Consider the following 22,133-nt stretch of genomic DNA (forward strand, 5'->3'; position numbering starts at 1 on the left):
GCGGCTCGCGTGGCCGCTTTGTCGCCCCTGCCCGCACCAGTTGTTCCGCGCACGCCTGTTCGTCTCTTTCCTGGCGGTCGGGCTATTTGTACCTATAACTGACGACGCCACCTTGCATGGCATGAGCAGCGTCGACCGGAGCCGGCAATGGCAACGGCGGCGCAATTTCGTCCCACAACGTCACAGTGGCGGTTCTGGCACGCGTCAGTCGTGGCGGCGTGGCCATCATCACGAGCCCGAATGCGCTTCCGCCTCGCCGCGCGATCGCCTGATCGCAGAGCGAAAAATCCTTGGCTGAGATGGCGCGCGGCGACCTATGCGGCGACGCGGCCCCGGCCGGCGCGGCGATTCGCGTCTGCGTTGCGTCAGCCCCGCTTGCCAGCGCGTTGGATGCCGCGGTCAAGGTCGCCTGGGCGTGAAGCGCGCCGGGGAGTGAAATTAAAGCACACGCGCAAAAAAGCGCGGCGCATGACGCAATGCCGTCCTGATCGACGCGAAATAAAGCTGGCCGCATGATGAGTCTCCGTGGTGCATGGCAATTAGCGAAAGCTGTGCCATCGGTCGCAATCCATTGATGCATCTGGAGGCAACTCATGCGTCGCGAATTCGGATTAAAGAAAGCGGAGCAGAACGTTTCAGGTCTGAAACGATAGGCAGAAAATACCTAATATTTGTTAATTGCGGCGGTACGAACTACCTCGCGCTCCATGTATGAGAGAAGCGCTTCCACGAATGCGTTATTCGTAAGCTGATTACTTGTTTATCGCCCCTCCAGCCTTGCTGGACAAGGGTGAACGGATTAAATTCGCATAATTGTTTTCCAAGCGGCGCGCGTATAGTAAGCTCTCGGAAAGAGGTTCGATTTTTAAAAAAGCCCGCTAACGGGCCGTCTCAAACACACACGCCGCTTTCTGGGGATCAGCTGTCCGCACGGAATGGAATGGCCGTTCGGTTTTTGCTATTTGCGAATCCCGAATGTGTCAGCGTGTCTGAATTGCGGTTCAGGTGCGTGCATCATCCTTAACGTTCGTTGACGAGAGGATCTGAATAATGGAACCCGCAACGCGGCAACTGATTTACGTTTCGCGAGAGCCGAGCGCGGAACTGAACACCCGCTTCCACCAGCGCGGCTGGCACGTGGAAGTGGTGGCATCGGCGCGCGACGCGCGCCGGGCTGTACGCGCCGGTTCGGCAGCGGGTGGCCTGCTCGATCTCTCCAGCCATTTCCAGCCACACGAAATTGCCGCCTTCGAATCGTGTCTGACCATGCCGAACGTCGGCTGGGTCGCCGCGACGATGCCTGGGCAGCTTCAGGATGCGGCTTTGCGCCGCCTCGTGCGCGACTATTGTTTCGACTATGTGACCGTCCCTTATTCCGGCGACCGGATCGTCGATTCCGTCGGCCATGCGTACGGAATGATTTCGCTTGGCGAACCCGCTTCGAACGACGCATCGCAAGGCGCTGAAGGCGAAATGGTCGGCTCGTGCGACGCGATGCTCGCGCTGTTCCGTTCGATCCGCAAAGTCGCGATGACCGACGCGCCGGTCTTCATCTCCGGCGAATCCGGCACCGGCAAGGAACTGACGGCGATCGCGATTCATGAACGCTCTTCACGGCGCAACGCGCCATTCGTGCCGATCAACTGCGGCGCGATTCCGCCGCATTTGCTGCAGTCTGAGCTATTCGGCTACGAACGCGGCGCCTTCACCGGCGCGAACCAGCGCAAGATCGGCCGCGTGGAAGCGGCCAACGGCGGCACGCTATTCCTCGACGAGATCGGCGATCTGCCGCTCGAAAGCCAGGCGAGCCTGCTGCGCTTCCTGCAGGAGCGCAAGGTCGAGCGGCTGGGCGGCCACGGTGCGATCGACGTCGACGTGCGGATCATTTCCGCGACGCACGTTGATATGACGGCCGCAATGATCGAAGGACGTTTCCGCTCCGACCTCTATCACCGTCTTTGCGTACTGCAAATCGACGAACCGCCGCTGCGTGCGCGGGGCAAGGACATCGAACTGCTCGCGCGCCACATGCTGGAACGTTTCAAAAAAGATGCAAGCCGGCGGCTGCGGGGGTTCGCGCCCGACGCGATCGCCGCGCTGCACAACTACGGCTGGCCGGGCAACGTCCGGGAACTGATCAACCGCGTGCGCAGAGCCATCGTGATGTCCGAAGGACGGGCGATCACGGCGCGCGATCTGGAACTGGCCGAGTACGTCGAAATCGTGCCGGTATCGCTCGCGCAGGCCCGCGAAGCGGCCGAACGTCAGGCGATCGAACTCGCGCTGTTGCGTCATCGCGGGCGTCTCGGTGACGCGGCGCAGGAACTCGGCATCTCGCGAGTCACGCTGTACCGGCTGCTGTGTTCGCACGGCATGCGTCACATGGAAAGCGAGCCATTGTCGGCGCCGCATGGGGTGTTGCCGGCGTCGGTCCCGCATCTCTGACTGGCGGCGCGTCTCGCGGCGGTTCGGAGCGCCGGCACATCCTGAGCGCCGGGGTGGCCCGCGTCGGGCGCTGCGGTGCGCGTTGGCTCCGTCGCGATTTCCTCTTTGATATTTCTCCGCGCGCGCGGTGTCGGCGTCAGCTGTCCGCGCTTGGTAAAATCGGGTTTTCCGCTCATTTTCGTCGCGCACCGTTCCGGGCTCGCGCTTCGTCGAAGGAACCCGCATGAAACAATACCTGGACCTCGTCCGCACGATTCTCGACACGGGCACGTGGCAGGAAAACCGCACCGGCATTCGCACGATCAGCATGCCGGGCGCCATGTTGCGCTTCGATCTCCAGCAGGGTTTTCCCGCGGTCACGACGAAAAAGCTGGCGTTCAAATCGGCCGTGGGCGAACTGGTCGGCTTTCTGCGCGCCTCACGCAGCGCGGCGGATTTTCGCGATCTCGGCTGCAAGGTGTGGGACGCCAACGCCAACGAGAATCCGCAATGGCTCGCGAATCCGTATCGAGAAGGCCCGGACGATCTCGGCGATGTCTATGGCGTGCAGTGGCGCCAGTGGCCCGCCTACAAGGTTCTCGATGCGCACGCGAGCGCCCAGCTCGCCGACGCGACGGCGCGCGGTTTCCGGGTGGTGACGGAATTCGACGAAAACGGCAGCCGCAAGGTGCTGCTGTATAAGGCAATCGATCAGTTGCGCCAGTGTCTCGACACGATTATGGAGAATCCATCGGACCGCCGCATTCTGTTTCATGCATGGAACCCTGCGGTGCTGGATCAGATCGCGCTACCGGCTTGTCATCTGCTTTACCAGTTCCTGCCAAATGTCGCGCGTCGCGAAATCTCCCTGTGCCTCTATATTCGCAGCAACGACGTCGGGCTTGGCACGCCGTTCAATCTGACTGAGGGCGCGGCCTTGCTGCACCTCGTTGGTCGCTTGACGGGCTACACGCCGCGCTGGTTTACCTACTTTATCGGCGACGCGCACATCTACGAAAATCAGCTCGACATGCTGCAACGGCAGCTAACGCGTGAGCCGTACGAGAGCCCGGCGTTCGCCATTTCCGAGCGCGTACCGGACTATGCGAAAACCGGCGTGTATGAACCGGAGTGGCTCGAGAAGATCGAGCCGTCGGATTTCTCGCTCGTGGGCTACCGGCATCACGAGCCGCTGACGGCGCCCATGGCCGTTTGACGCGTCTGGTAAACCCCCCGCGATGAGAATCCCGGGGGGTTTTTGTTTATGCTCGTCAGGAAGCGCCGGTGAGAAACGGAAGGGTGCTCAGCCCTTGTGATGCTCGTCGCGGCCACCGCCCGAATGCTGCTCGCCGTGCTGCGGCTGAGGCTGCGCGTGCGGCTGTTGCGCCTGGGGGCGCGGTTCCGGGCGCGGCGGCGGTGCGGGCTGCGGATGAAACTCCTGGCGCGGCGGCTGTTGGGCCTGCGGTTGCGGACGCGGTTCGGGACGCGGCTGCGGCGCGGGCTGAGGATGAAACTCCTGACGCGGCGCCTGTTGGGCCTGCGGTTGCGGACGCGGTTCGGGACGCGGCTGCGGCGCGGGCTGAGGATGAAACTCCTGACGCGGCGCCTGTTGGGCCTGTGGTTGCGGGCGCGGTTCGGGACGCGGCTGCGGCGCGGGCTGCGCCTGAAGCTCCTGGCGCGGCTGCTGCAGGGCCTGCAGCGGTTGCTGACCCTGCTGCGGCCGATACTCCTGACGACCTTGCAGTTGCGCCTGAACTCCCGCTTCACGCGGCTGCTGCGGCTGACCTTCCTGTTGACGCACCTGTTGCTGCGTCATCGCCGGATTCTCCGCAGGACGCGGCACGCCGCGTTGTTGCATCGCTGCATCCGGCTGACCGCCTGGTTGCTGCGCCGCCCCGGGCCGTGGCGCCTGCGGCGCTTCAACTCCGCGCTGTGGGCTGTGCGGCGCTTGCTGGGCCATCGGAGTATGCGGTTGCGTCCATGCCGGCTCGTGGCGCCCATTCATGGCGGCTTGCTGGCCTTGATCCGCGCCCGGCTGCTGCCCTGGCTGCTGGGCCATGCCGCGCTGTTGCACGAACGCCGCGTTGCCGCCATTCGCCAGCGGCGGACGAGGCACACCGTTTGACGGACGGCCTGCCGCACCGGGTTGCTGCTGAGCGTGCGCCATCTGCGGCGGCATGCCGGGTCGCGCCTGAGGTTCGCCCCCGCGCTGCGCTTGACCGGTAATCGGCGCTTCATTCAGACGACGCCCCGCCTGCTGCCCACCGTTCGGAGCACCATTCGGACCCCCCAGCGCGGTCTGGCCGCCGGGCCCCGTCTGCAGAACCGGCGCTCCCGCCGCCGCCCCCGGCATCCGCCCCGGTAGATGAGACTGCACGACGCGCACGTTCTGCACTGGCAACGCGCCCGGTCCCCCCGCCATGCGCGCCGGGACGGACGTCCTCACGATAGGCTGACCCGCGCCCGGCACCCGTCCGCCGTTTTGCGCAAAACGCTGCGCGAGGTTGTCGCGGTAAGCGGGCGGCATCGACGGACTGCGCGTCGCGACCACCGGACGCGTCATCACGCCCGCCGGCGGCCGGTAATTCGCGTTGCGCTGACCCGGTCCGAAGCTCTCACGCACCGGTGCGATACCCGGACCGCCCGGATTGATCCGCGCGTTGCGCCACTGCGCCGGATCAACCTTCTGCGCGAAACGCCCGACCGGCTGGCCGTGCACGAACGCCGTCGCCGGCACTGCGGTCAGGGCGCGCGGCGCGCGATAGTTCACGTACGTGTTGTGAATGTTGGTGACGTTGCGGTTGTAGTTGTTGATCACCGTCGTCTGGTTGACGCGTTCGTAGTAGCGCGGGCTCCAGTGATCGCGGCCGCCCCAGTGCGGTTGCCACCGCTCGCCGGGGCCGAGCGGGAACCATGCGACTCCCGCCGCCACCGCGCCCCCGATCGCAAGGTTCACGCCCCAGTCGACTCCGCCGCCCCCACCGCCGACGAAAGCCACCAGCGCCGGTGCATAAACCGGCGGTGCGCTGACCACCACCGGGCCGGGCACCCACGCCCACGAATCGTCGACGTAAGCCCAGCGGCCATAGTGGTAAGGCGCGAAGCCCCACGGCGCGTCGTCGACCCAGGTCCAGCCCCACGGCGCCTGCCATACCCAATGGCCGTCGTGATAGGGCGCCCAGCCTGCGGGCGTCGCGCGCGGCACCCACACTTCGCCATATTGCGGACTGCTGCGCCACGTACCGTTGGCGTCGAGGTCCTGATAGCCAGGAATTTCGCGTGACACATACCGCGCCGACACCGAGCGGTCTTCCGCGGCGTCGCGGCTCGCGGCCCATTGATCGAAGCCGTCGAGGCCCGGCGCGCCATCGTCCGCGAGTGCTTGCAGGTTGGTCCCGGCAAAGCGCATCTGCTGACCGGCCGCGACCGGCACCTGGCCGCCGTCGCCATACGCTGTCGCGCTGCCGCTGCGCACGGTGACGGTAGTGCTGCTGCCGTCCGGCGCGACGTCGACGCGGTAGTCGCCTGGACCGTTCAGGCCGAGCGCGAGATTCGGCGTATCGATTTCATACGACGAGCCCGGCGGCAGTTCGCGCACGTGCGCCGACAAGGTGCCCTGCGCGACCTTCAACTGCGCGCTGTTGTCGTCGAGATTGAGAAGGTCCAGGCTTGTGGACTGCCCGAGACGCACGGCCGTCGAGCCGATATGCAACTCCGAGCGCGCGTTCTGATCGGTCCACAACTGGTCGCCCGTGGTGAGCGGCCGGTTGATCTGCGCGTATGACCAGTCGCTAGCGCCGGCGGGCTCGGTGGTTACGGTTCCGGCCATGTAGTTCAGGCGCGCGACGCGCCCGGGCGGATCGGTATTCTGTGTGGCGAGGCCTTGGGGCGCGGGGGCGGCTTGCTGTGCGAGCGCGGCTTGCGTTGCGAACAGAAAAGCCGCCGTGGCGATCAGCGTGTAGCCGATGGTGCGATGTCTTGACGGTAGGTGTGGCGTCATGGTTTTCATGATTCATTCTCCGACGGACGATGCACGTGCAGCATCCGTGAACCACTGTACCTGTACCGTTTGTTTCAAGGCCCTCACTTTTGTAAGGCCGGCTCACGACCGGTAACAAAAGGTCTCGACCAGGTTTCTCGTGAGCTGGCGACAGGTTGCGCCGTGGCTGAAACCGGCCGTTGCACGCGGCTTTCGCCGTCGTTCACCCGGCGAGAAACGCGTCGAAATGCTGATGGCCGGCCGGCGTGATGCGCAAGATCCGCGGGCGCTCAGTGCGTTCGATCCAGCCGTGGGTCGTCCACGAATCCAGCAAGGCCGCGCCGAGCGCCCCGCCAAGATGCGGGCGCCGCTCGCTCCAGTCCGGACATGTGCAAGCAAAGCGGCGCCGGCGCGTGCGCTGCGCGGACAGGTCGATGCCCCAGTCGGCAAAGCGGGCGGCGCCGTCGGACGTGGCTTCGAGCGACGCGCCTTGCAGCGTCAGCAGCCCGCGCTGGACGAGCCGCTCGAAGACCCGCACCGACAGTTCGCCGGCCATATGGTCATAACAGGTGCGCGCGTAGCGCATCTCCGTCGGCACCGTGCGCACCGGGCGCGGCACTGGACGCTGCGGCGCACTGACTTGCGCGACGTTGGCGAGCGCTTCGATCGACGCCGCAATATCCGCCGACGCAATCCGGAAATAGCGATGCCGGCCGCGCACTTCGAGCGCGAGCAGGCCGCCGTCGGTGAGACGCGCGAGATGAGCGCTGGCTGCGGACGGCGAGAGCCCCGCGATCATCGTCAACTCGCCGGCGGGGCGGGCGCTACCGTCCATCAGCGCCCACAGCATGGCGGCGCGGCCCGGATCGGCGAGCAGCGCCCCGATCCGGCTCAAGCCGGGGAAATGATTGTGTTCGTCTGCGAGGATGGCGGGCATCGGGCGTCTCCCAAGGTTCTGATCGTCCCCGATGCGCGAGCCGCGCACCGAGTCATGTATTCCACTGTACGTGGCAGATGCATTCGATGTTTCAGCTTAGCGTGAACAGTCGATTGCAGCAGCTACGAAAGTCCGGCGAAGGCGGCGCCAACCGGCGCGCAGGCCCGGGGCGTCGGTTCTGTGTGCGCTTGCGACGCCAGGCTAGAATCGACGCCTGTCTTCGCAGGAAACGCAGTCATGAAAACTGTTTTTGCCGTCCTTGCATCTGTCCTGTTATTCGGCGCTTGCGCACAGGGCGGTGCCGGCTCCGCGTCGGGCGCCGGCAGCATCACCATGTACGGCACGATCGACGAAGGGGTCACGTTCCACAAGTAAGCGCGTCGACTCGACGGTCGAGCGGTTCACAAGAAGAGTGGCAACTGGCAGAAAGCGATGCATCATTGGCATTGCTGCCACGCGCACCCATGTGACGATAAAGCCGTCGCCACTTTCGCCGCCCGGAACATTGCATGCCGCCTGCCGCTTTCTCCACCGCTATCTCCAGCGTTTCTACCGGCGCTGCGCCTTCCGTTCCCGCCGCTGCTTCCACGCTCTCAGCTCGTCCGTCAGACCTGCACGGCTCCGATCCTCACAGCCGCCGCGCCGCGCGGGTGCTCGCCGTATGCCAGGCGCTGTATACGTCGTCGGTGTCGATCGATCTCACGCTGACTGGTCTGGTCGGCTACACGCTCGCCGACGACAAGGCGCTCGCGACGCTGCCCTTCTCGCTGATCACAGTGGCCGCCGCGCTGACGACGATCTTCGCGTCGTTCCTGATGGCGCGCATCGGCCGTCGCGCGGGTTTCATGCTCGGCGCGGGCGTCGGCGCGCTGGGCGGCGCGGTTTCCGTGTGGGCGATCTTCCATCACGACTTCTGGGCGTTTTGTGCGGGCACATCGACGGTCGGGGTGTTTCAGGCATTCGCCCAGTACTACCGGCTCGCCGCGGCGGACGCCGTTGGCCTCGAAGGCAAAAGCCGCGCTATTTCGACGGTGCTCACGGGCGGCGTGGTCGCGGCCGTGTGCGGCCCGCTTCTCGCCGCATGGAGCAAGGACTGGCTCGCGCCAGTGGCCTTTGCCGGGTCGTACGCGCTCGTCACCGGACTCGGACTCGCGTCGATTGTTCTGTTGATGCTGCTCTATCGCCACGTGACGCCCGCCGTGGCTGCGGCCAGACCGCACGAAGCCGCCCGGCCGCTCGGCGAAATCGTCCGGCAGCCGATCTTCGCGGCGGCGCTTGCCAATAACGCGCTCGGCTATGCCGTGATGACGTTCGTGATGACGGCGACGCCGATCGCGGCCGTCGCTTGCGGGCACAGCATCGGCGACGGCGCGGCGATCATCCAGTGGCACCTGGTCGGCATGTTCGCGCCGTCGCTGTTTTCCGCGCGGCTCATCAAACGCTTCGGCGTGCTGCCGGTGATCGGCGCGGGGATCGTTCTGTCGGCGCTGTGCGGCGTATTCGCGTTGCGTTCGACCGATCTGCCGCATTTCTACGCGGCGCTTGCGTGCCTGGGCGTCGGCTGGAATTTCATGTTCGTCGGCGGCTCGACGCTGCTCGCGCAGTCGTACAGGCCGTCCGAGCGGGCCAAGACACAAGCCACCAGCGAATTCACGACGTTTGCCTGTTCCGCACTCGGTTCCCTGTTCGCCGGGCAATTGTTGACCCGCTTCGGCTGGGCGACGATCAATGCGGCGATTTTCCCGCTGCTGGGCGCGGCGGCGCTCGCCACGCTGGCCTACGCGTGGTCGTTGAAGCGGCGCGCGGCCGGAGGGCTTGTGTGATGAGCGTGCGTCATGTCGTGTTTGCCGTCGCGCCCGGTCTTGTATTGCTCGACGCGTGCGGCCCGCTCGAAGCGTTCTGGCGCGCCGAACTGACGATGGCCGCGAGCGATTCTGCTGCGGCCACGCCTTCGTCTACTCCTACGTCTACGCGGCCGGTGGCCTACCGCACGACGGTTGCCTCGATCGAAGGTGGTGTCTTGCAGACCTTTCCGGGCCTGCCGGTCGTGACAGAACGGCTCGACTCGCTGGACGCCGAGCCGATCGACACGCTCATCGTGCCCGGCATTCCGGTCGATGAGAATTGCACGCTGCAGCCGGAGCTGGTCGCGTGGATCAGGCGCAATGCGCCGCGCGCACGCCGCGTGTGCTCGGTTTGCACGGGCGCGTTCTATCTGGCCGCGGCGGGGCTCCTGGACGGCCGCCGCGCGACCACGCACTGGCGCGACGCGCCGCATCTCGCGCGCCGTTTCCCCAACGTCCAGGTGGATGCCGATCCGATCTTCATCCGCGATGCGAGCCTTGACAGAGCGAGAAGCGAGGGCGAAGGCGAAGGCGTGGTCTGGACTTCAGCAGGCGTGACGGCGGGCATCGACCTCGCACTGGCGCTGATCGAAGAAGACCTCGGTCATGCCGTCGCGATGCAGGCCGCGCGGCGCCTCGTCGTCTTCATGAAGCGGCCGGGCGGCCAGTCGCAGTTCAGCGCGGCGTTGGCGGCGCAGGCGTCGGCGGGCGGGCCGTTCGAGGCCTTGCATAGCTGGATGGCCGCACATTTACGCGACGACCTTTCGGTCGAGCGTCTCGCCGAGCGCGCGCGGATGACGCCGCGGACCTTCGCGCGCCGTTATGTCGACGAAGTGGGCCGCACGCCGGCCAGGACCGTGTCGGCGCTGCGGCTCGAAGCGGCTTCGCGGGCGCTGGCCGAATCGCGCCGGCCGCTCAAGCGGATCGCGCTCGAGTGCGGTTTCGGCAGCGAGCAGAACTTGCGGCGGGCGTTTGTGCGGCGCTTCGGCGTGCTGCCGCTCGACTATCGCGAGCGGTTCATGTCGGCGGTCGCGCCGCCGTCCGCGAGCGGGGCCCATGCGATGGTGGACGCCGGCTACCAGGCCCGCTGAACGGGAGCGCGTGGGAGAATCGCCGCGGTGAGCAATGCTGGCACGCCACCGTGACGGGACGAGATTTGCTACGCCGTCCACTTCCCTCGCCGAACGACAGCGCCGCCCGAGAATCACTCCATTCCGACAAATCATTCCGCGCTGCCATGCCGGACAATTGCCGACGCCGTCAATATTGCGCTCGTATAATTGCCTCCTTTCAATGCATCCGATTGACCGGAGTCAAGATGAGCACCCATCCCTCAGCGCCGCTGGACCGTTCCGAAACCACCTTCCGTTTTCTAGCGGAACCCAGCTCGGTCAACTTCGGCGGCAAGGTGCACGGCGGCGCGCTGATGAAGTGGATCGACGAAACCGCCTATGCTTGCGCGGCGGTGTGGTCGGGGCGCTATTGCGTGACGGTCAGCGTCGGCAATATCCGTTTCCGTCGACCGATTCTGGTCGGCAATCTCGTCGAATTGCGTGCGCGCGTCGTGACGACGGGCCGCACCAGCATGCACATTCATGTGTCGGTGCAGGCCGGCGATCCGAAGGGCGGCGAGTTGCTGCAAACCACCGATTGTCTCGTGGTGATGGTCGCGGTCAACGAGAACGGGCACCCGGTGCCGGTGCCCGCGTTCGTTCCGGAAACCGACGAACAGAAACGCCTCGCGAAGTACGCGATGGACGTCAAGGAAGCGCTCGACGCGATCGTCGAACTGAAGCCCGAAGAAGTGGCGCAGGGCAAGGTCTGAGCGGCGCTTGCCGGCGTTGACCTGGGCGCGGTGAACGGAGGCGGCGAATCATAGCCGGCGAATCGGTGGCCGCGAAGCAGAGCGCAGAAAGCAGTCGCCGCGAAGCACTGGCCGATGAGGGCATTCTCCCGGCTGCCGATATCGGATCAAACCGGGCGACTCACCGCGAGTCGCCCAAAGTCGCGAAGCGTCCGAGCGGCTAAGCGCCGTTCACGGCGTCGAGTGTCCGACCATGTCGTTCGGCCGCACCCATTCGTCGAACTGCTGCTCGGTCACATAGCCGAGCGCAAGCGCCGCGGCCTTCAATGTGGTGCCTTCCTTGTGCGCCTTCTTTGCGATCTGCGCGGCCTTGTCATAGCCGATGTGCGGATTGAGCGCCGTCACGAGCATGAGCGATTCGTTGAGCAGCGTGTCGATGCGCTCGCGATTCGGCTCGATGCCGACCGCACAGTTCTCGTTGAAACTATGAACGCCGTCGGTGAGCAGGCGGATCGATTGCAGCACGTTGTGCGCGATCATCGGCCGGAATACGTTGAGCTCGAAGTTACCGCTCGCGCCGCCGATATTCACCGCGACGTCGTTGCCGAACACTTGCGAACACAACATCGTCAAGGCTTCGGACTGCGTGGGATTGACCTTGCCCGGCATGATCGAGCTGCCCGGTTCGTTCTCCGGAATCGACAGCTCGCCGAGGCCGCAGCGCGGGCCGCTCGCGAGCCAGCGGATGTCGTTGGCGATCTTGTTCAGGCTCGCAGCCACCGTCTTCAGCGCGCCATGGGCGAACACCAGCGCATCGGCCGCGGCCATTACTTCGAATTTGTTGGGTGCGGAAACGAACGGCACGCCGCTCAGCTTGGCGATCGCGGCCGCGACCTTCTCCGCGAACTGCGGATGCGCGTTCAAACCGGTGCCGACCGCCGTGCCGCCCTGCGCGAGTTCATACAGATGCGGTAGTGTCGACTCCACATGGCGAACGCCATGATCGAGTTGCGCGACGTAGCCTGAAAACTCCTGGCCGAGCGTGAGCGGCGTTGCATCCTGCAAGTGTGTGCGGCCGATCTTGACGATATCGACGAAGGCTTTGGCCTTGCCGTCGAGCGTGTCGCGCAGCGTCTTCAGCGCGGGCAGCAGATGCTTGACGATGCCGTACGCGGCGGCCACATGCATGGCCGTGGGAAACACGTCGTTCGACGACTGGCCGCGATTCACGTCGTCGTTCGGATGCACTTTGCGCGCTTCGCCGCGCTCGCCGCCGAGCAGTTCGCTGGCGCGATTCGCGATCACCTCGTTCAGGTTCATGTTGGTCTGCGTGCCGGAGCCGGTTTGCCAGACCGCAAGCGGAAATTCTTCGGAATGCTTGCCGTCGATGATCTCGTCGGCTGCCTGCATGATCGCGCGGGCTTTCGTTTCGTCCAGCACGCCGAGACCCAGGTTCACCTCGGCCGCGGCGCGCTTGATCACGGCGAGCGCGGTGATCAGTTCCGGCGATTGCTTCTCGGTGGAAATGCGGAAATTCTGCAGCGAGCGCTGCGTCTGCGCGCCCCATAGGCGAGCGTTCGGCACGGCGATTTCACCGAACGTGTCGCGCTCCATTCGTACGTCTTCAGTCATGGTTCAACTCCGCTTTAAAGTTGTGCGTTGACCGGCAACAGGGAGAATAGCGCCGTTAGGGCGTTCCGGTATAACCCTGCCTGCGGATCGAAAATATAGGTGCGGCGCGTGCCGTCTTCGACATCGGTCCACACGAGCGGCGACAGCGGCGCACCGATCGAACGAAGATAGGCCAGCTGCGCCGCGTCCGCGAGCGTGACGCGATAGCTTTCCTGCGGCGCCGTGGCGCGATCGAAAATGTCCGCGACCTGCGCCGCGAGCTGCGGACTGTGAATCACGAGCGCGAGTTCGGTATTCAGATGCGTCGAGCGCGGATCAAGGTTCATCGAGCCGATCACCAGGATGCGCCGGTCGATCACATAGGTCTTGGCATGCAGGCTCGCGCGCGAACGCGATCCTGCGAAACCCGCCGGCGGCGTCTCCTGCCGCGGCCTGAACTCATATAACTCGACGCCCTGTTGCAGCAGCGGCACGCGAAACGGGCTATAGCCCGCTTGCACGGCGACCGCGTCGGTGGCGGCAAGCGAATTCGTGAGGATAGCTACGCGCACGCCTCGGTGCGTGAGCGCGCCGAGCGCCTTGACGCCCGTATCGTGCGGAACGAAGTAGGGCGAAACGACCAGTAGATCCTTGTGCGCATCTTTCATCAGTTCGCCGAGCCGCTTCATCGGCGGACTTACGTAATCCGGCGACGGATTTTCTATCTTCTCCGGCTCGTCCACCTTGAACTCCGCGTGCGCCCACGTCAGGCCGAGTTGCCTCGCCGCGATCTGCGCGGCGAGTGGTGTCGCGTTCAGCGGCCTGGCATTGTACGGATCGGCGTTCGTGCGCCAGTGCTGACGCAAATCGTCGCGAGTCTGGTCGAGTTCCTTCGCGTCGAACTTCTGGGTGTTCAGCGCGCGCAGCGGATAGGCGACCTTGCTGTTCCAGAACTCGTCGAAGCTTGCGGAGATGTCGGCGGTGATCGGGCCGGCGGCCAGCACGTCGATGTCGCGGAATTGCAGCACTTCGCTCGCGCTGAAGTATTCGTCGCCGAGATTGCGGCCGCCGATAATCGCCACCTGGTTGTCCGCGATCATCGCCTTGTTATGCATGCGGCGCGTGAAGTGGCCGATCTGCGTGAAAAGGTTCGTGGTGCGCTCGAACACGTCTTCGTGCGCGCTGCCGAACGGATTGAAAACGCGAATCTCGATGTTCTTGTGTGAATTGAGGCCCGCCATGATGCTGTCGATGTCCTTGAAATTCAGGTCGTCGACCAGCATGCGCACGCGCACGCCATGATCCGCCGCATAGAGCGCGGCGCCGAGCAGCAGTTTGCCGGTGGTGTCCTCGTTGGCGATGTAGTACTGCATGTCGAGCGTTTTCGTCGCCGCACGGGCGAGCGCAATGCGCATCTGCAATGCGTCGGTGCCGCTCGAGAGCACGCGAAAGCCGGACTCGCCGGGATGCGCGGCCTGAAGAGGTTCAAGGGCCGCGCGAAGCGGCGTGTTTTCCGTGGCGGGCAGCGCGTGAGTGACCGGGCGGTCGAACGCGGTAGCGGGCGGTTTGTCCGCGCAGGCGGTCATAAGTGCTGAGGCGCAGCACAGCAGGAAGAATTGTCTCGCGAAGCGGATTGCCCGCGTTCGCTGCGTCGCGGTCTGCTGATGTTTACTATGCCACTGCACGCTCTTTCCCCTTATTGTTCAGGCTTCTTCCCGGCAGCGCGGATGCTTTCGCGCGCGCGCTGCCGAGAAATCCATTCTAAGGGGAATCGGGCCGCTGGGCTCTCCCTCGCGGCATGAGGGCGGCGTCGCTGGTTTTACGGCTCGCTTGGCTCTCGTGCGATGAATCGTCAAGCGGGTACGTCGGCTATGGAACAGGTGCTGCTGCCGTTCCGGCACCGTGGCAATCACCGCAGCGTGACGCCGTTGGGAGCGGTCGAAAGCCGTCAGACGCGCTCAGTGTTCAGCACAAGTTCGCTGTCGGCATGGGTCGAGCCGTTCGGCGGGCGTCCGGCCCAGAATCCGGCGAGCAGCGAACCCGACAGGTTGTGCCAGACCGAAAAAGGCGCCCGGCAACGCGGCGATCGGCGTGAAGTCAACCTTGCCGAGCGTCGCGGCGAGCCCAGAGTTCTGCATGTCGACTTCGATGGCGAGCGTGCGGCACACGGCTTCGTCGAAACCGAGCAGACGGCCGCCCCAATAGCCACCGACGAGGCCGATGCCTGTATGCAGCACCACGCCGAGCATCACCACAAGACCAACGGACGCGATGCTCTTTTGCGTGCCGCCCACCACCGCGCCGATGATCAGCACAATAGCGACCATCGAAACGAGCGGCAGCGCCGGTTCGATCTTGCGTACTACCTTGCCGAACACATGATTGACCACGAGGCCGACGACGATCGGTAGCGCGACGATCTGCAGGATGCTCATCAACATGCCGTGGACGTCGACGGCAATCGACGCGTCAACGTAAAGACGCGTGAGCAGCGGCGTCGCGAACACGCCAACGAGCGTGGACAACGCACTGATCGTCACCGACAACGCGACGTCGCCGCGCGCCAGATAGATCATCACGTTCGACGCCGTGCCGCTTGCGACGCTGCCGACCAGCACCATGCCGGCAGTCAGATCGGGCGGCATGCGCAACGCCTTCGCGATCACCCAGGCGGCGAGCGGCATCACGAGGTAATGCAGCACGATGCCCGCAATCACGGGCGCGGGTCGCGTGAAGACGCGCTGAAAGTCAGCGACGGACGGCGTGACCCCCATCGCCAGCATGATGATGGTGAGTAGCGTCGTGACGTGTGGAGCGATGCCGGCAAACGAAGCCGGCAAGAAGTATGCGGCGACCGAAACGAACACGGCCCAGAATGGGAACAGACGGGCGATGCGGGCAAGCATGAGGCAACGTCCCTGGTTGTGTTTATGGTGAGAAACGAGGGTCGAGTTTCGCTCGGGAGCGAGTGCCGGACAGGTGAGCGGCGGCGGTCAAACCGACGCCGCAGGCGGCGCGTCCGCCGTCGCCGGCACGCGCCGCAAGCTCAGCTTGTGAAAGCGCAGCGTCATCAGCAGCGCGACACTCGCGAGGCCAGCCGCGAGTCCCCACCACAACCCGCGAGCGCCGAGCCCGAAATGAAACGCGAGCGTATAGCCGGTCGGAAAGCCGATCACCCAGTAGCCGAACGCGGCGGCGATCATCGGTATGCGGGTGTCTTTCAGGCCTCGCAGGCAGCCTGAGCCGACCGTCTGCATGCCGTCGACGATCTGGAAAATCGCGGCCACGCCGAGCAGCGAACTGGCGAGCGCCACGGTTGCCGCGTTGGCCGGGTCGTCGAGATGCAAGTACAGGCCGACGATCCAATGCGGCGCGGCAATCAGCACGATCCCCGACAGCGTCATGAAGCCCACGCCGAGCGCGAGCGCGACGAAGCCCGCGTGGCGCGCGGCGAGCGGCTGACCCGCGCCGGACCAGAAGCTGACTCTCACATTCGCCGCCTGGCCGATCGCGAGCGGCACCATGAACGCCACCGACGCGACATTCAGCGCGATCTGATGCGCAGCCAGTTGCGACTCGCCGAGCAGGCCGACCATCAGGCCGGTCGCGAGAAAGAGCGTGGACTCGACGCCGTAGGTGATCGCGACCGGCCAGCCGATGCCGAACAGTTCGCCCATCAACGGCACATTGGGGCGCGTGGCGACAACGAAGTGGCGATAGCGCGGCCGCAGGTGCAAAAGCGCCATCAGCACGAGCGCGGTGAGCCAAACGGTGATGGAAGTCGCGGCCGCGGAGCCCAGAAAGCCGAGCCGCGGCAGGCCGTAGGCGCCGTGAATCAGTCCGTAGTTCAGAAAGCCGTTCACGCCGACGCTTGCAAGCGACACGCCGAGGAGCCGCCGCGCCGCGCCGATCGCTGGCAGAAACGAACGCATCAGGCCCACGCCGATCAGGCTGCCGAGCGCGCCCCAGCGCAGCACCGCCGCGTATTCGCCGACGTTGTGCGCGAGCAGCGCGGGTTCGCCGAACGCAAGCAGGATCGGCGTCGCGAACGACAGCAGCGCGAACGCCGGCACCGACAGCAGCACCGAGAGCACAAAGCCCGTCCAGTAAATGTGCGGCACGCGGCTTTCGTCCTGCGCGCCGCGCGCATGCGAGACGCTCACGCTGACGGACGTCAGCACGCCCTGAAGCAGCGTTACGACGACGAAGAACAGATTGGCGCCCAGACCACCAGCCGCGAGCGCGTCGGGGCCGAGGGAGCCGAGCAGGATCGTGTCGGTGACGCCCATCGCCATTTGCGACAGTTGCGCGATGGCGAGCGGCGCCGCGAGCCGGGCGGTGTCGGCGGCGTGGCGGGATAAAGTCGGCGGACGGGTGGCCACCCGGGTGAAGCCGGATTGAGTCATGGAGCGCGTGCTAGTTGACGGAATGGCGACATCGTGACGGCCGCTGCGACAGGCGCGAGAGGCATGCCAGGCGCGACAGACGCGGGCGCGGCCCGATGCGGCGGCTCGCGGGCCTCACGATGGCGCGAGGTAGCGCGCTTAGCGCGAATTTCTCGCCGAGCCGGCAGCCGGCGATGTCAGCCAATGGTTTGTCAGGGAGAACTGACAGCTTATTGCGTGACCGCGGCAATGTCGATGGCAGAAGCACGTTTTTGGTGCGCGCTCCTGCTGCGGATTCTCGTGGTTCGGAGAGCGGCGCGGGTCAGGCTTCGTGGACGGCAATCCGTGTATCGCCGAGCAGCACCACCTGCCCCGCGCGGATCTTGCACGTCTTACGCGTTTCGACGCGGCCATCCACGGTCACCGCGCCGTCGGCCACCATCATTTTTGCCGAGCCACCACTGTCCGCGAGCCCCGTTATCTTCAGGAGATTGTGGAGTTCGACATAGTCGCCGGTGAGCGTGAAATCGAGGTTTGGCATGGGGTTTGCGCCTTCAGGCAAAGGGTTCGCATCATAAGCCACAAGCTTGCTCCGAAGAAGGCGCGGCGTCTCACTCCGGTATTCGCGGACGCCTCGCAAGCGAATGCAAGCAGTTGTTATGTGCTTGTCAGAAAGTGAAATGTCGCGTAACACCGGTCGCCACGCAAGGACTTCACTCGTAAAGTCCGTCTCTGTAGGAAAGCTTGCCGGATCATGTTCAGCTGTGAGCAGACCGGATAGGCGTCCACCATGCGCCGCAGCGCGATGCCGGACGACCCGACCGCGTCACAACAACTTTAGAGAGAGGTATTTGCCATGACCCATATTCGTACGCTCCTGATCGGTACCGCCTTGACCGCATTTGCCACCACCGCGGCTGTGGCGCAAACCACGCAGATGCCGCAGACGGCCCAGCCGGCTGTCGGCGCCGGCACGCAAGCACAGGTCCAGACGCAAATTCAAACGCCGGGCGCCGACGTCGCGCCGGCAGCTCCCGCCGCGCAGGGCGTGCAGCCTGTGACACCGGCGCCGGCCCGTCTGACGGCTTCCGGCTCCACCGATCCGCTGGTGCAAAAGCGTGAAGCCAATGCGAAGGCCAACGCCGAGTATCGCGCGTCGAAGAAGGCATCCAAGGCTGAACTGAAGGCGCAGCAGAAGGCCGCCAGGTCCGAATACAAGGAGGAGGTGCGCGACGCCAGCATCAACAGGAAGGCGGATAAGCAGGCCGCCAACAATGAAATGAAGATGAATATGCAGGGCCAGGCCGGCGAACAAGCCGACGGCGAGGTCAAGCATTAATCGTCGGTTCGAGCCCGGGCTTTGAAGCCCGGGCCATCGGGCTGACGGTTCGATTTGGCCTTACGTAAGGAGGTATCGCATGACTGTCACTCGTATCACTCGATCTACGAAGTCCATGATGGCGACTACCACGGGCCGGGTTTGCGCGGCGCTGATCGCGGGTTGCCTGTCGTCGGCCGCGTTCGCGCAGGCAACCGATCCCGCCGCTGCGCCTGTTACGCACGCCGACAAGAAGGCAGCGAAGGAACAGGCGAACGCGGACAAGAAAGCAGCTGTGGCGCAAGCCAAGGCCGACAAGAAAAAACCGAGGCCCAGGCCGAAGCCGACAAGGCGAACGCCGAGGCCAATCTGAAGGACGCGAAGAAGCAGTAGCCTCAGGCTTCTGGCGCAAAGCAAGCGAGTCTTGTTCGACAACAACGGCCCGTTCGCAAATGCGCACGGGCCGTTGTTTTTGACGGGCTGAGTATGGCCACCGAGTGGCTACCGAACTGGTGGCAGGTCTGGGTACCGAGCGACGCGACCGATGCTGTCGTTAAAAGGGTCGCTTGTGCGCTCGGGTTGTATGGATATACAGTATGCGTCGCCGTTCCCGATCCATCCAACGCCCTGAACAACGACCGTGCTTTCCGTCGCCGAATCCCCGCCGCCGTCCGATGCCGCCGCCTGGCTCGCGAAGCTCAATGACGCTCAGCGCGAGGCCGTCGAATATGGTGCCGACACGCCTCATGCGCCGCCCGGCGCGTTGCTGGTCATCGCGGGCGCGGGCTCCGGCAAGACGAACACGCTCGCGCACCGGGTCGCCAACCTGGTAGTGAAGGGCGCCGATCCACGCCGGATTCTCCTGCTGACGTTTTCGCGCCGCGCGGCACTGGAGATGACCCGTCGCGTCACACGCATCGCGAGCGCGGCGCTCGGCGCGCGCGCCGCGCTCGCGCAAGGACTGACGTGGTCGGGCACTTTCCATAGCGTCGGCGCGCGGCTGTTGCGCGAATACGCCGAGCTTATCGGCCTCGCGCCCGCCTTCACGATCAACGACCGCGAAGATTCCGCCGACCTGATGAATCTGGTGCGCCACGAACTCGGCTTGTCCGCGAAAGAGCGGCGCTTTCCGGCAAAAGGCACATGCTTTGCGACCTACTCGCGCGTCGTGAACACCGGCGCGTCGCTCGGCCAGGTGCTCGATAGCGCGTTCCCGTGGTGCCGCGAGTGGGAGGCCGATCTGCGGATGCTGTTCGCCGCGTACGTCGACGCCAAGCAGAAGCAGAGCGTGCTCGATTACGACGACCTGCTGCTTTACTGGTCGCATATGGGCGCCGAGCCGGCTATCGCGGCCGATCTGTCGGGGCGCTTCGATCACGTACTGGTCGACGAATATCAGGACACCAACCGCTTGCAGGCGTCGATCCTGCTCGCGCTGAAGCCGGATGGCCGCGGCCTGACCGTGGTCGGCGACGACGCGCAGTCCATCTATTCGTTTCGCGGCGCGACCGTGCGCAACATTCTCGACTTTCCCGCGCAATTCGATCCGCCGGCCACCCAGGTCACGCTGGAACGCAATTACCGCTCGACTGAACCGATCCTGGCTGCGTCGAACGCGGTGATCGAACTGGCCAGCGAGCGCTACACGAAGAATCTGTGGACCGACAAAGCGTCGGCGCAACGGCCGCGTCTCGTGACGGTCGCCGACGAGGCCGACCAGGCGCGGTACGTCGTCGAGCAGGTGCTCGAAGCGCGCGAGCAGGGCATGAAGCTGAAGTCCCAGGCGGTGCTGTTTCGCGCCGCGCACCACAGCGCCGCGCTCGAAATCGAACTCACGCGGCGCAACATTCCGTTCGTGAAGTTCGGCGGCCTGAAGTTTCTCGATTCTGTCCACGTAAAAGACGTGCTCGCTGTGCTGCGCTGGGCCGAGAATCCGCGCGACCGCGTGGCCGGTTTTCGCGTCGTGCAGCTGCTGCCCGGCGTCGGTCCGGCTACTGCCGCGAAAGTCCTCGACGACATCGTGGCGCGCGCGGGCGCCGGCAATCCCGCCGATACCGCAGGCGGCGCGCTCGCCGCCTTTGCGCCGCCGGCTCGCGCGCAGGAGGACTGGCATCCGTTCGTCAAGCTGATGTCGAGCGTGTATGGGCGGCAGACGCCGTGGCCCGCCGAGTTCGAGATGGTGCGGCGCTGGTACGAGCCGCACCTGGAGCGCAATCATGAAGACGCCGCCGTCCGTCACGCCGACGTGCTGCAGATGGAAAGCATCGCGGGTACGTATGCGTCGCGCGAGCGCTTTTTGACCGAGCTGACGCTCGATCCGCCCGACGCCACTAGCGACGAATCCGGCGTCCCGCTCATCGACGAGGACTATCTGATCCTGTCCACCATCCATTCGGCGAAGGGACAGGAGTGGCGCAACGTGTTCGTGCTGAATGGCGTCGACGGCTGCATCCCGTCGGATCTGGGCACGGGCAGCGAAGAGGAAATCGACGAGGAGCGCCGCCTGCTCTACGTGGCGATGACGCGCGCGAAGGAAGACCTGCATATCGTCGTGCCGCAGCGCTTCTACGTGCATAACCAGGCGCATATGGGCGACCGTCACGTGTGGGCGTCGCGCACGCGCTTTATCCCCGCGCATCTGATGCCGCTGTTCGACGCCTATGCGTGGCCGCGCGTGCCGGTGCCGAGTGCGCCGACGGCGGCGGGGCTAGCCGCGGCAGCGCAGGCGAAGATTGAAATCGGAGCGCGGCTCAGGAAGATGTGGGATTGAGCGGGCCGCTCGCGGCCCGCTCAGAAGGCGACCGGCCGCGCGCTGTGAAGCGGCTAGCGCGACTGCCGTTGCTGCTGTTGCGGGGCCGGGCGCGGCGGCACGAAGAAATTGCGCAGCCATGCCGCCATCCGCGAGAACACATCGTATGGTTCTTCGACGAAAATTTCCGGCTTGAGCAGGCGCAGATATTCCATGATCTGTTGCGCTTCCTGCTTCTGGAACGAGCCGTGTGAAATGCCCAGGCGCAACAGCCCGCGCAGTTCGCCGAGCTTTTCGCGCGCAATGCTGCCGACGTTCGTTTCGCACGCCACCTTTGCCTCATACACGCGCTGACGCAGCGATTCGACGAGCCGCCATGCCGGCGTCTGCATGATTTCCTCGAGCGCCTGAATGTCTTGCACCGCGCCCTTGATCTGCGCCGCGAGCGGGTCGACCAGCACGGCGTCGCCTTCCGCTTCCTTGACGATCGCCGCCGCCCAGTCGCGGCATTGCTTGGCCAGCTCTTCCGGCGTCCATTCCGAGCGGGCCGCGAAGCCGAAGCCGAACTCGCCCGCCTGCTGCATCAGAATCGCGACGACGTCCGGGAACTCCTTGTCCAGTGTGCGTTTCGCCCATGCGTACTGGCCGCCTTGCAACATCCGCTGAACCGCGTGTTCGGTCAACGGTACCATGTTGTCGAGCAGCTTGGCGCGCAAAAAGTCCTCGAAAGACGGCGTTGCGAACTGCGGATCGAGCTTCAGCGATACCCGCAGAAAAGCGTCGAAGTCCTTGCGCAGCGTCGCAATGGTCTCGTCCTTGAGCGTGAGGGTGATTTGACCCATGTGATATCCCGTTTGGTCCTGCCGCGCGGCCTCGTCGTGTTCTCCGGCCGCTAGTTGACCTGGGAAGACTCAACGCCTGCTGGCTGCGCGTCTGATTCCAGCCTGTTGCCGCGTCATTGGCGGGACGTATCCCGATGAGCGGACCTCGACTGCATATCGGCGGATTGACGGGAAACTTAAGGGTTTTCTCGGCCTGGACGCGGCTTTAGAGCTGTGCCTCGCCGGGCTCGCGGATGTACG

General features: G+C 65.1%; 15 protein-coding genes and 2 pseudogenes. 9 read left to right on the forward strand and 8 right to left on the reverse strand.

Features of this window, described 5'->3' with window-relative positions; all coding sequences use genetic code 11:
• Positions 1–1,050: 1,050 nt before the first annotated feature.
• Together C0Z16_RS05590 and C0Z16_RS05595 are read left to right on the forward strand one after the other, a co-directional pair.
• Positions 1,051–2,445 carry a sigma-54 dependent transcriptional regulator gene (locus C0Z16_RS05590; RefSeq protein WP_102631193.1) on the forward strand — a complete coding sequence of 465 codons (1,395 nt, stop codon included), beginning with the start codon at positions 1,051–1,053 and terminating at the stop codon, positions 2,443–2,445.
• A 223-nt stretch (positions 2,446–2,668) separates the two neighbouring features.
• A complete protein-coding gene (locus tag C0Z16_RS05595; RefSeq protein WP_102631194.1) occupies positions 2,669–3,640 on the forward strand; it encodes a thymidylate synthase in 972 nt (323 codons plus the stop codon).
• A gap of 87 nt (positions 3,641–3,727) precedes the next feature.
• On the opposite strand, the gene C0Z16_RS05600 is transcribed toward C0Z16_RS05595, so the two are convergent.
• Positions 3,728–6,433: a DUF6600 domain-containing protein gene (locus C0Z16_RS05600; RefSeq protein WP_102631195.1), complete on the reverse strand. Its 2,706-nt coding sequence runs from the start codon at positions 6,431–6,433 to the stop codon at positions 3,728–3,730.
• Between the two features lie 193 nt (positions 6,434–6,626).
• On the reverse strand, positions 6,627–7,340 hold the full coding sequence (locus C0Z16_RS05605; protein WP_102631196.1) for an ArsR/SmtB family transcription factor: 714 nt from the start codon (positions 7,338–7,340) through the stop codon (positions 6,627–6,629).
• A gap of 237 nt (positions 7,341–7,577) precedes the next feature.
• Here C0Z16_RS05605 and C0Z16_RS38075 point away from each other — a divergent pair, with 237 nt between their 5' ends.
• From C0Z16_RS38075 to C0Z16_RS05620, 4 genes are all read left to right on the forward strand, one after another.
• Positions 7,578–7,715, forward strand: coding sequence for a hypothetical protein (locus C0Z16_RS38075; RefSeq protein ID WP_167403486.1), 138 nt, complete (start codon positions 7,578–7,580; stop codon positions 7,713–7,715).
• A 134-nt stretch (positions 7,716–7,849) separates the two neighbouring features.
• The gene (locus C0Z16_RS05610; protein ID WP_244201185.1) at positions 7,850–9,163 is read left to right on the forward strand and encodes an MFS transporter; all 1,314 of its coding nucleotides are present in this window, start codon (positions 7,850–7,852) and stop codon (positions 9,161–9,163) included.
• The gene (locus C0Z16_RS05615) at positions 9,163–10,275 is read left to right on the forward strand and encodes a GlxA family transcriptional regulator (RefSeq protein ID WP_102631197.1); all 1,113 of its coding nucleotides are present in this window, start codon (positions 9,163–9,165) and stop codon (positions 10,273–10,275) included. Before C0Z16_RS05610 ends, C0Z16_RS05615 begins: the two co-directional genes overlap by 1 nt.
• A 227-nt stretch (positions 10,276–10,502) precedes the next feature.
• Positions 10,503–11,009, forward strand: a complete 507-nt coding sequence (locus tag C0Z16_RS05620; protein WP_102631198.1) for an acyl-CoA thioesterase — start codon at positions 10,503–10,505, stop codon at positions 11,007–11,009.
• Between the two features lie 210 nt (positions 11,010–11,219).
• On the opposite strand, the gene fumC is transcribed toward C0Z16_RS05620, so the two are convergent.
• The 5 genes and pseudogenes from fumC to C0Z16_RS05645 all read right to left on the reverse strand — a co-directional run bounded on the left by fumC (position 11,220) and on the right by C0Z16_RS05645 (position 17,525).
• Positions 11,220–12,620: a class II fumarate hydratase gene (fumC, locus tag C0Z16_RS05625; RefSeq protein ID WP_102631199.1), complete on the reverse strand. Its 1,401-nt coding sequence runs from the start codon at positions 12,618–12,620 to the stop codon at positions 11,220–11,222.
• A gap of 14 nt (positions 12,621–12,634) precedes the next feature.
• Positions 12,635–14,185: a phospholipase D family protein gene (locus tag C0Z16_RS05630; RefSeq protein ID WP_102631200.1), complete on the reverse strand. Its 1,551-nt coding sequence runs from the start codon at positions 14,183–14,185 to the stop codon at positions 12,635–12,637.
• A 362-nt stretch (positions 14,186–14,547) separates the two neighbouring features.
• A pseudogene (gene panS / locus C0Z16_RS05635) lies at positions 14,548–15,505 on the reverse strand (ketopantoate/pantoate/pantothenate transporter PanS).
• Between the two features lie 87 nt (positions 15,506–15,592).
• Positions 15,593–17,005: an MATE family efflux transporter gene (locus C0Z16_RS05640; protein ID WP_102631201.1), complete on the reverse strand. Its 1,413-nt coding sequence runs from the start codon at positions 17,003–17,005 to the stop codon at positions 15,593–15,595.
• 301 nt (positions 17,006–17,306) lie between these two features.
• Positions 17,307–17,525: an RNA-binding S4 domain-containing protein gene (locus C0Z16_RS05645; protein WP_011489423.1), complete on the reverse strand. Its 219-nt coding sequence runs from the start codon at positions 17,523–17,525 to the stop codon at positions 17,307–17,309.
• A gap of 315 nt (positions 17,526–17,840) precedes the next feature.
• On the opposite strand from C0Z16_RS05645, the gene C0Z16_RS05650 reads away from it, so the two are divergent.
• The 3 genes and pseudogenes from C0Z16_RS05650 to C0Z16_RS05660 all read left to right on the forward strand — a co-directional run bounded on the left by C0Z16_RS05650 (position 17,841) and on the right by C0Z16_RS05660 (position 21,072).
• Positions 17,841–18,323, forward strand: coding sequence for a hypothetical protein (locus C0Z16_RS05650; RefSeq protein ID WP_102631202.1), 483 nt, complete (start codon positions 17,841–17,843; stop codon positions 18,321–18,323).
• 118 nt (positions 18,324–18,441) lie between these two features.
• Positions 18,442–18,695: pseudogene (locus C0Z16_RS05655) on the forward strand (hypothetical protein).
• Between the two features lie 247 nt (positions 18,696–18,942).
• Positions 18,943–21,072, forward strand: a complete 2,130-nt coding sequence (locus tag C0Z16_RS05660; protein ID WP_102631203.1) for an ATP-dependent helicase — start codon at positions 18,943–18,945, stop codon at positions 21,070–21,072.
• Between the two features lie 53 nt (positions 21,073–21,125).
• Here the strand turns inward: C0Z16_RS05660 and C0Z16_RS05665 are convergent, their stop codons facing one another.
• Positions 21,126–21,893: a DUF4088 family protein gene (locus C0Z16_RS05665; protein ID WP_102631204.1), complete on the reverse strand. Its 768-nt coding sequence runs from the start codon at positions 21,891–21,893 to the stop codon at positions 21,126–21,128.
• Positions 21,894–22,133 lie beyond the last annotated feature (240 nt).

Source organism: Paraburkholderia rhynchosiae, from assembly GCF_002879865.1.
Classification (GTDB): Bacteria; Pseudomonadota; Gammaproteobacteria; order Burkholderiales; family Burkholderiaceae; genus Paraburkholderia; species Paraburkholderia rhynchosiae.

What these genes read in the sequence shown, in the direction of transcription:
- C0Z16_RS05590 (WP_102631193.1), top strand. Translation starts at nt 1,051, where the DNA reads ATGGAACCCGCAACGCGGCAACTGATTTACGTTTCGCGAGAGCCGAGC.
- C0Z16_RS05595 (WP_102631194.1), top strand. Translation starts at nt 2,669, where the DNA reads ATGAAACAATACCTGGACCTCGTCCGCACGATTCTCGACACGGGCACG.
- C0Z16_RS05600 (WP_102631195.1), bottom strand. Translation starts at nt 6,433, where the DNA reads ATGAAAACCATGACGCCACACCTACCGTCAAGACATCGCACCATCGGC.
- C0Z16_RS05605 (WP_102631196.1), bottom strand. Translation starts at nt 7,340, where the DNA reads ATGCCCGCCATCCTCGCAGACGAACACAATCATTTCCCCGGCTTGAGC.
- C0Z16_RS38075 (WP_167403486.1), top strand. Translation starts at nt 7,578, where the DNA reads ATGAAAACTGTTTTTGCCGTCCTTGCATCTGTCCTGTTATTCGGCGCT.
- C0Z16_RS05610 (WP_244201185.1), top strand. Translation starts at nt 7,850, where the DNA reads ATGCCGCCTGCCGCTTTCTCCACCGCTATCTCCAGCGTTTCTACCGGC.
- C0Z16_RS05615 (WP_102631197.1), top strand. Translation starts at nt 9,163, where the DNA reads ATGAGCGTGCGTCATGTCGTGTTTGCCGTCGCGCCCGGTCTTGTATTG.
- C0Z16_RS05620 (WP_102631198.1), top strand. Translation starts at nt 10,503, where the DNA reads ATGAGCACCCATCCCTCAGCGCCGCTGGACCGTTCCGAAACCACCTTC.
- fumC (WP_102631199.1), bottom strand. Translation starts at nt 12,620, where the DNA reads ATGACTGAAGACGTACGAATGGAGCGCGACACGTTCGGTGAAATCGCC.
- C0Z16_RS05630 (WP_102631200.1), bottom strand. Translation starts at nt 14,185, where the DNA reads ATGACCGCCTGCGCGGACAAACCGCCCGCTACCGCGTTCGACCGCCCG.
- C0Z16_RS05640 (WP_102631201.1), bottom strand. Translation starts at nt 17,005, where the DNA reads ATGACTCAATCCGGCTTCACCCGGGTGGCCACCCGTCCGCCGACTTTA.
- C0Z16_RS05645 (WP_011489423.1), bottom strand. Translation starts at nt 17,525, where the DNA reads ATGCCAAACCTCGATTTCACGCTCACCGGCGACTATGTCGAACTCCAC.
- C0Z16_RS05650 (WP_102631202.1), top strand. Translation starts at nt 17,841, where the DNA reads ATGACCCATATTCGTACGCTCCTGATCGGTACCGCCTTGACCGCATTT.
- C0Z16_RS05665 (WP_102631204.1), bottom strand. Translation starts at nt 21,893, where the DNA reads ATGGGTCAAATCACCCTCACGCTCAAGGACGAGACCATTGCGACGCTG.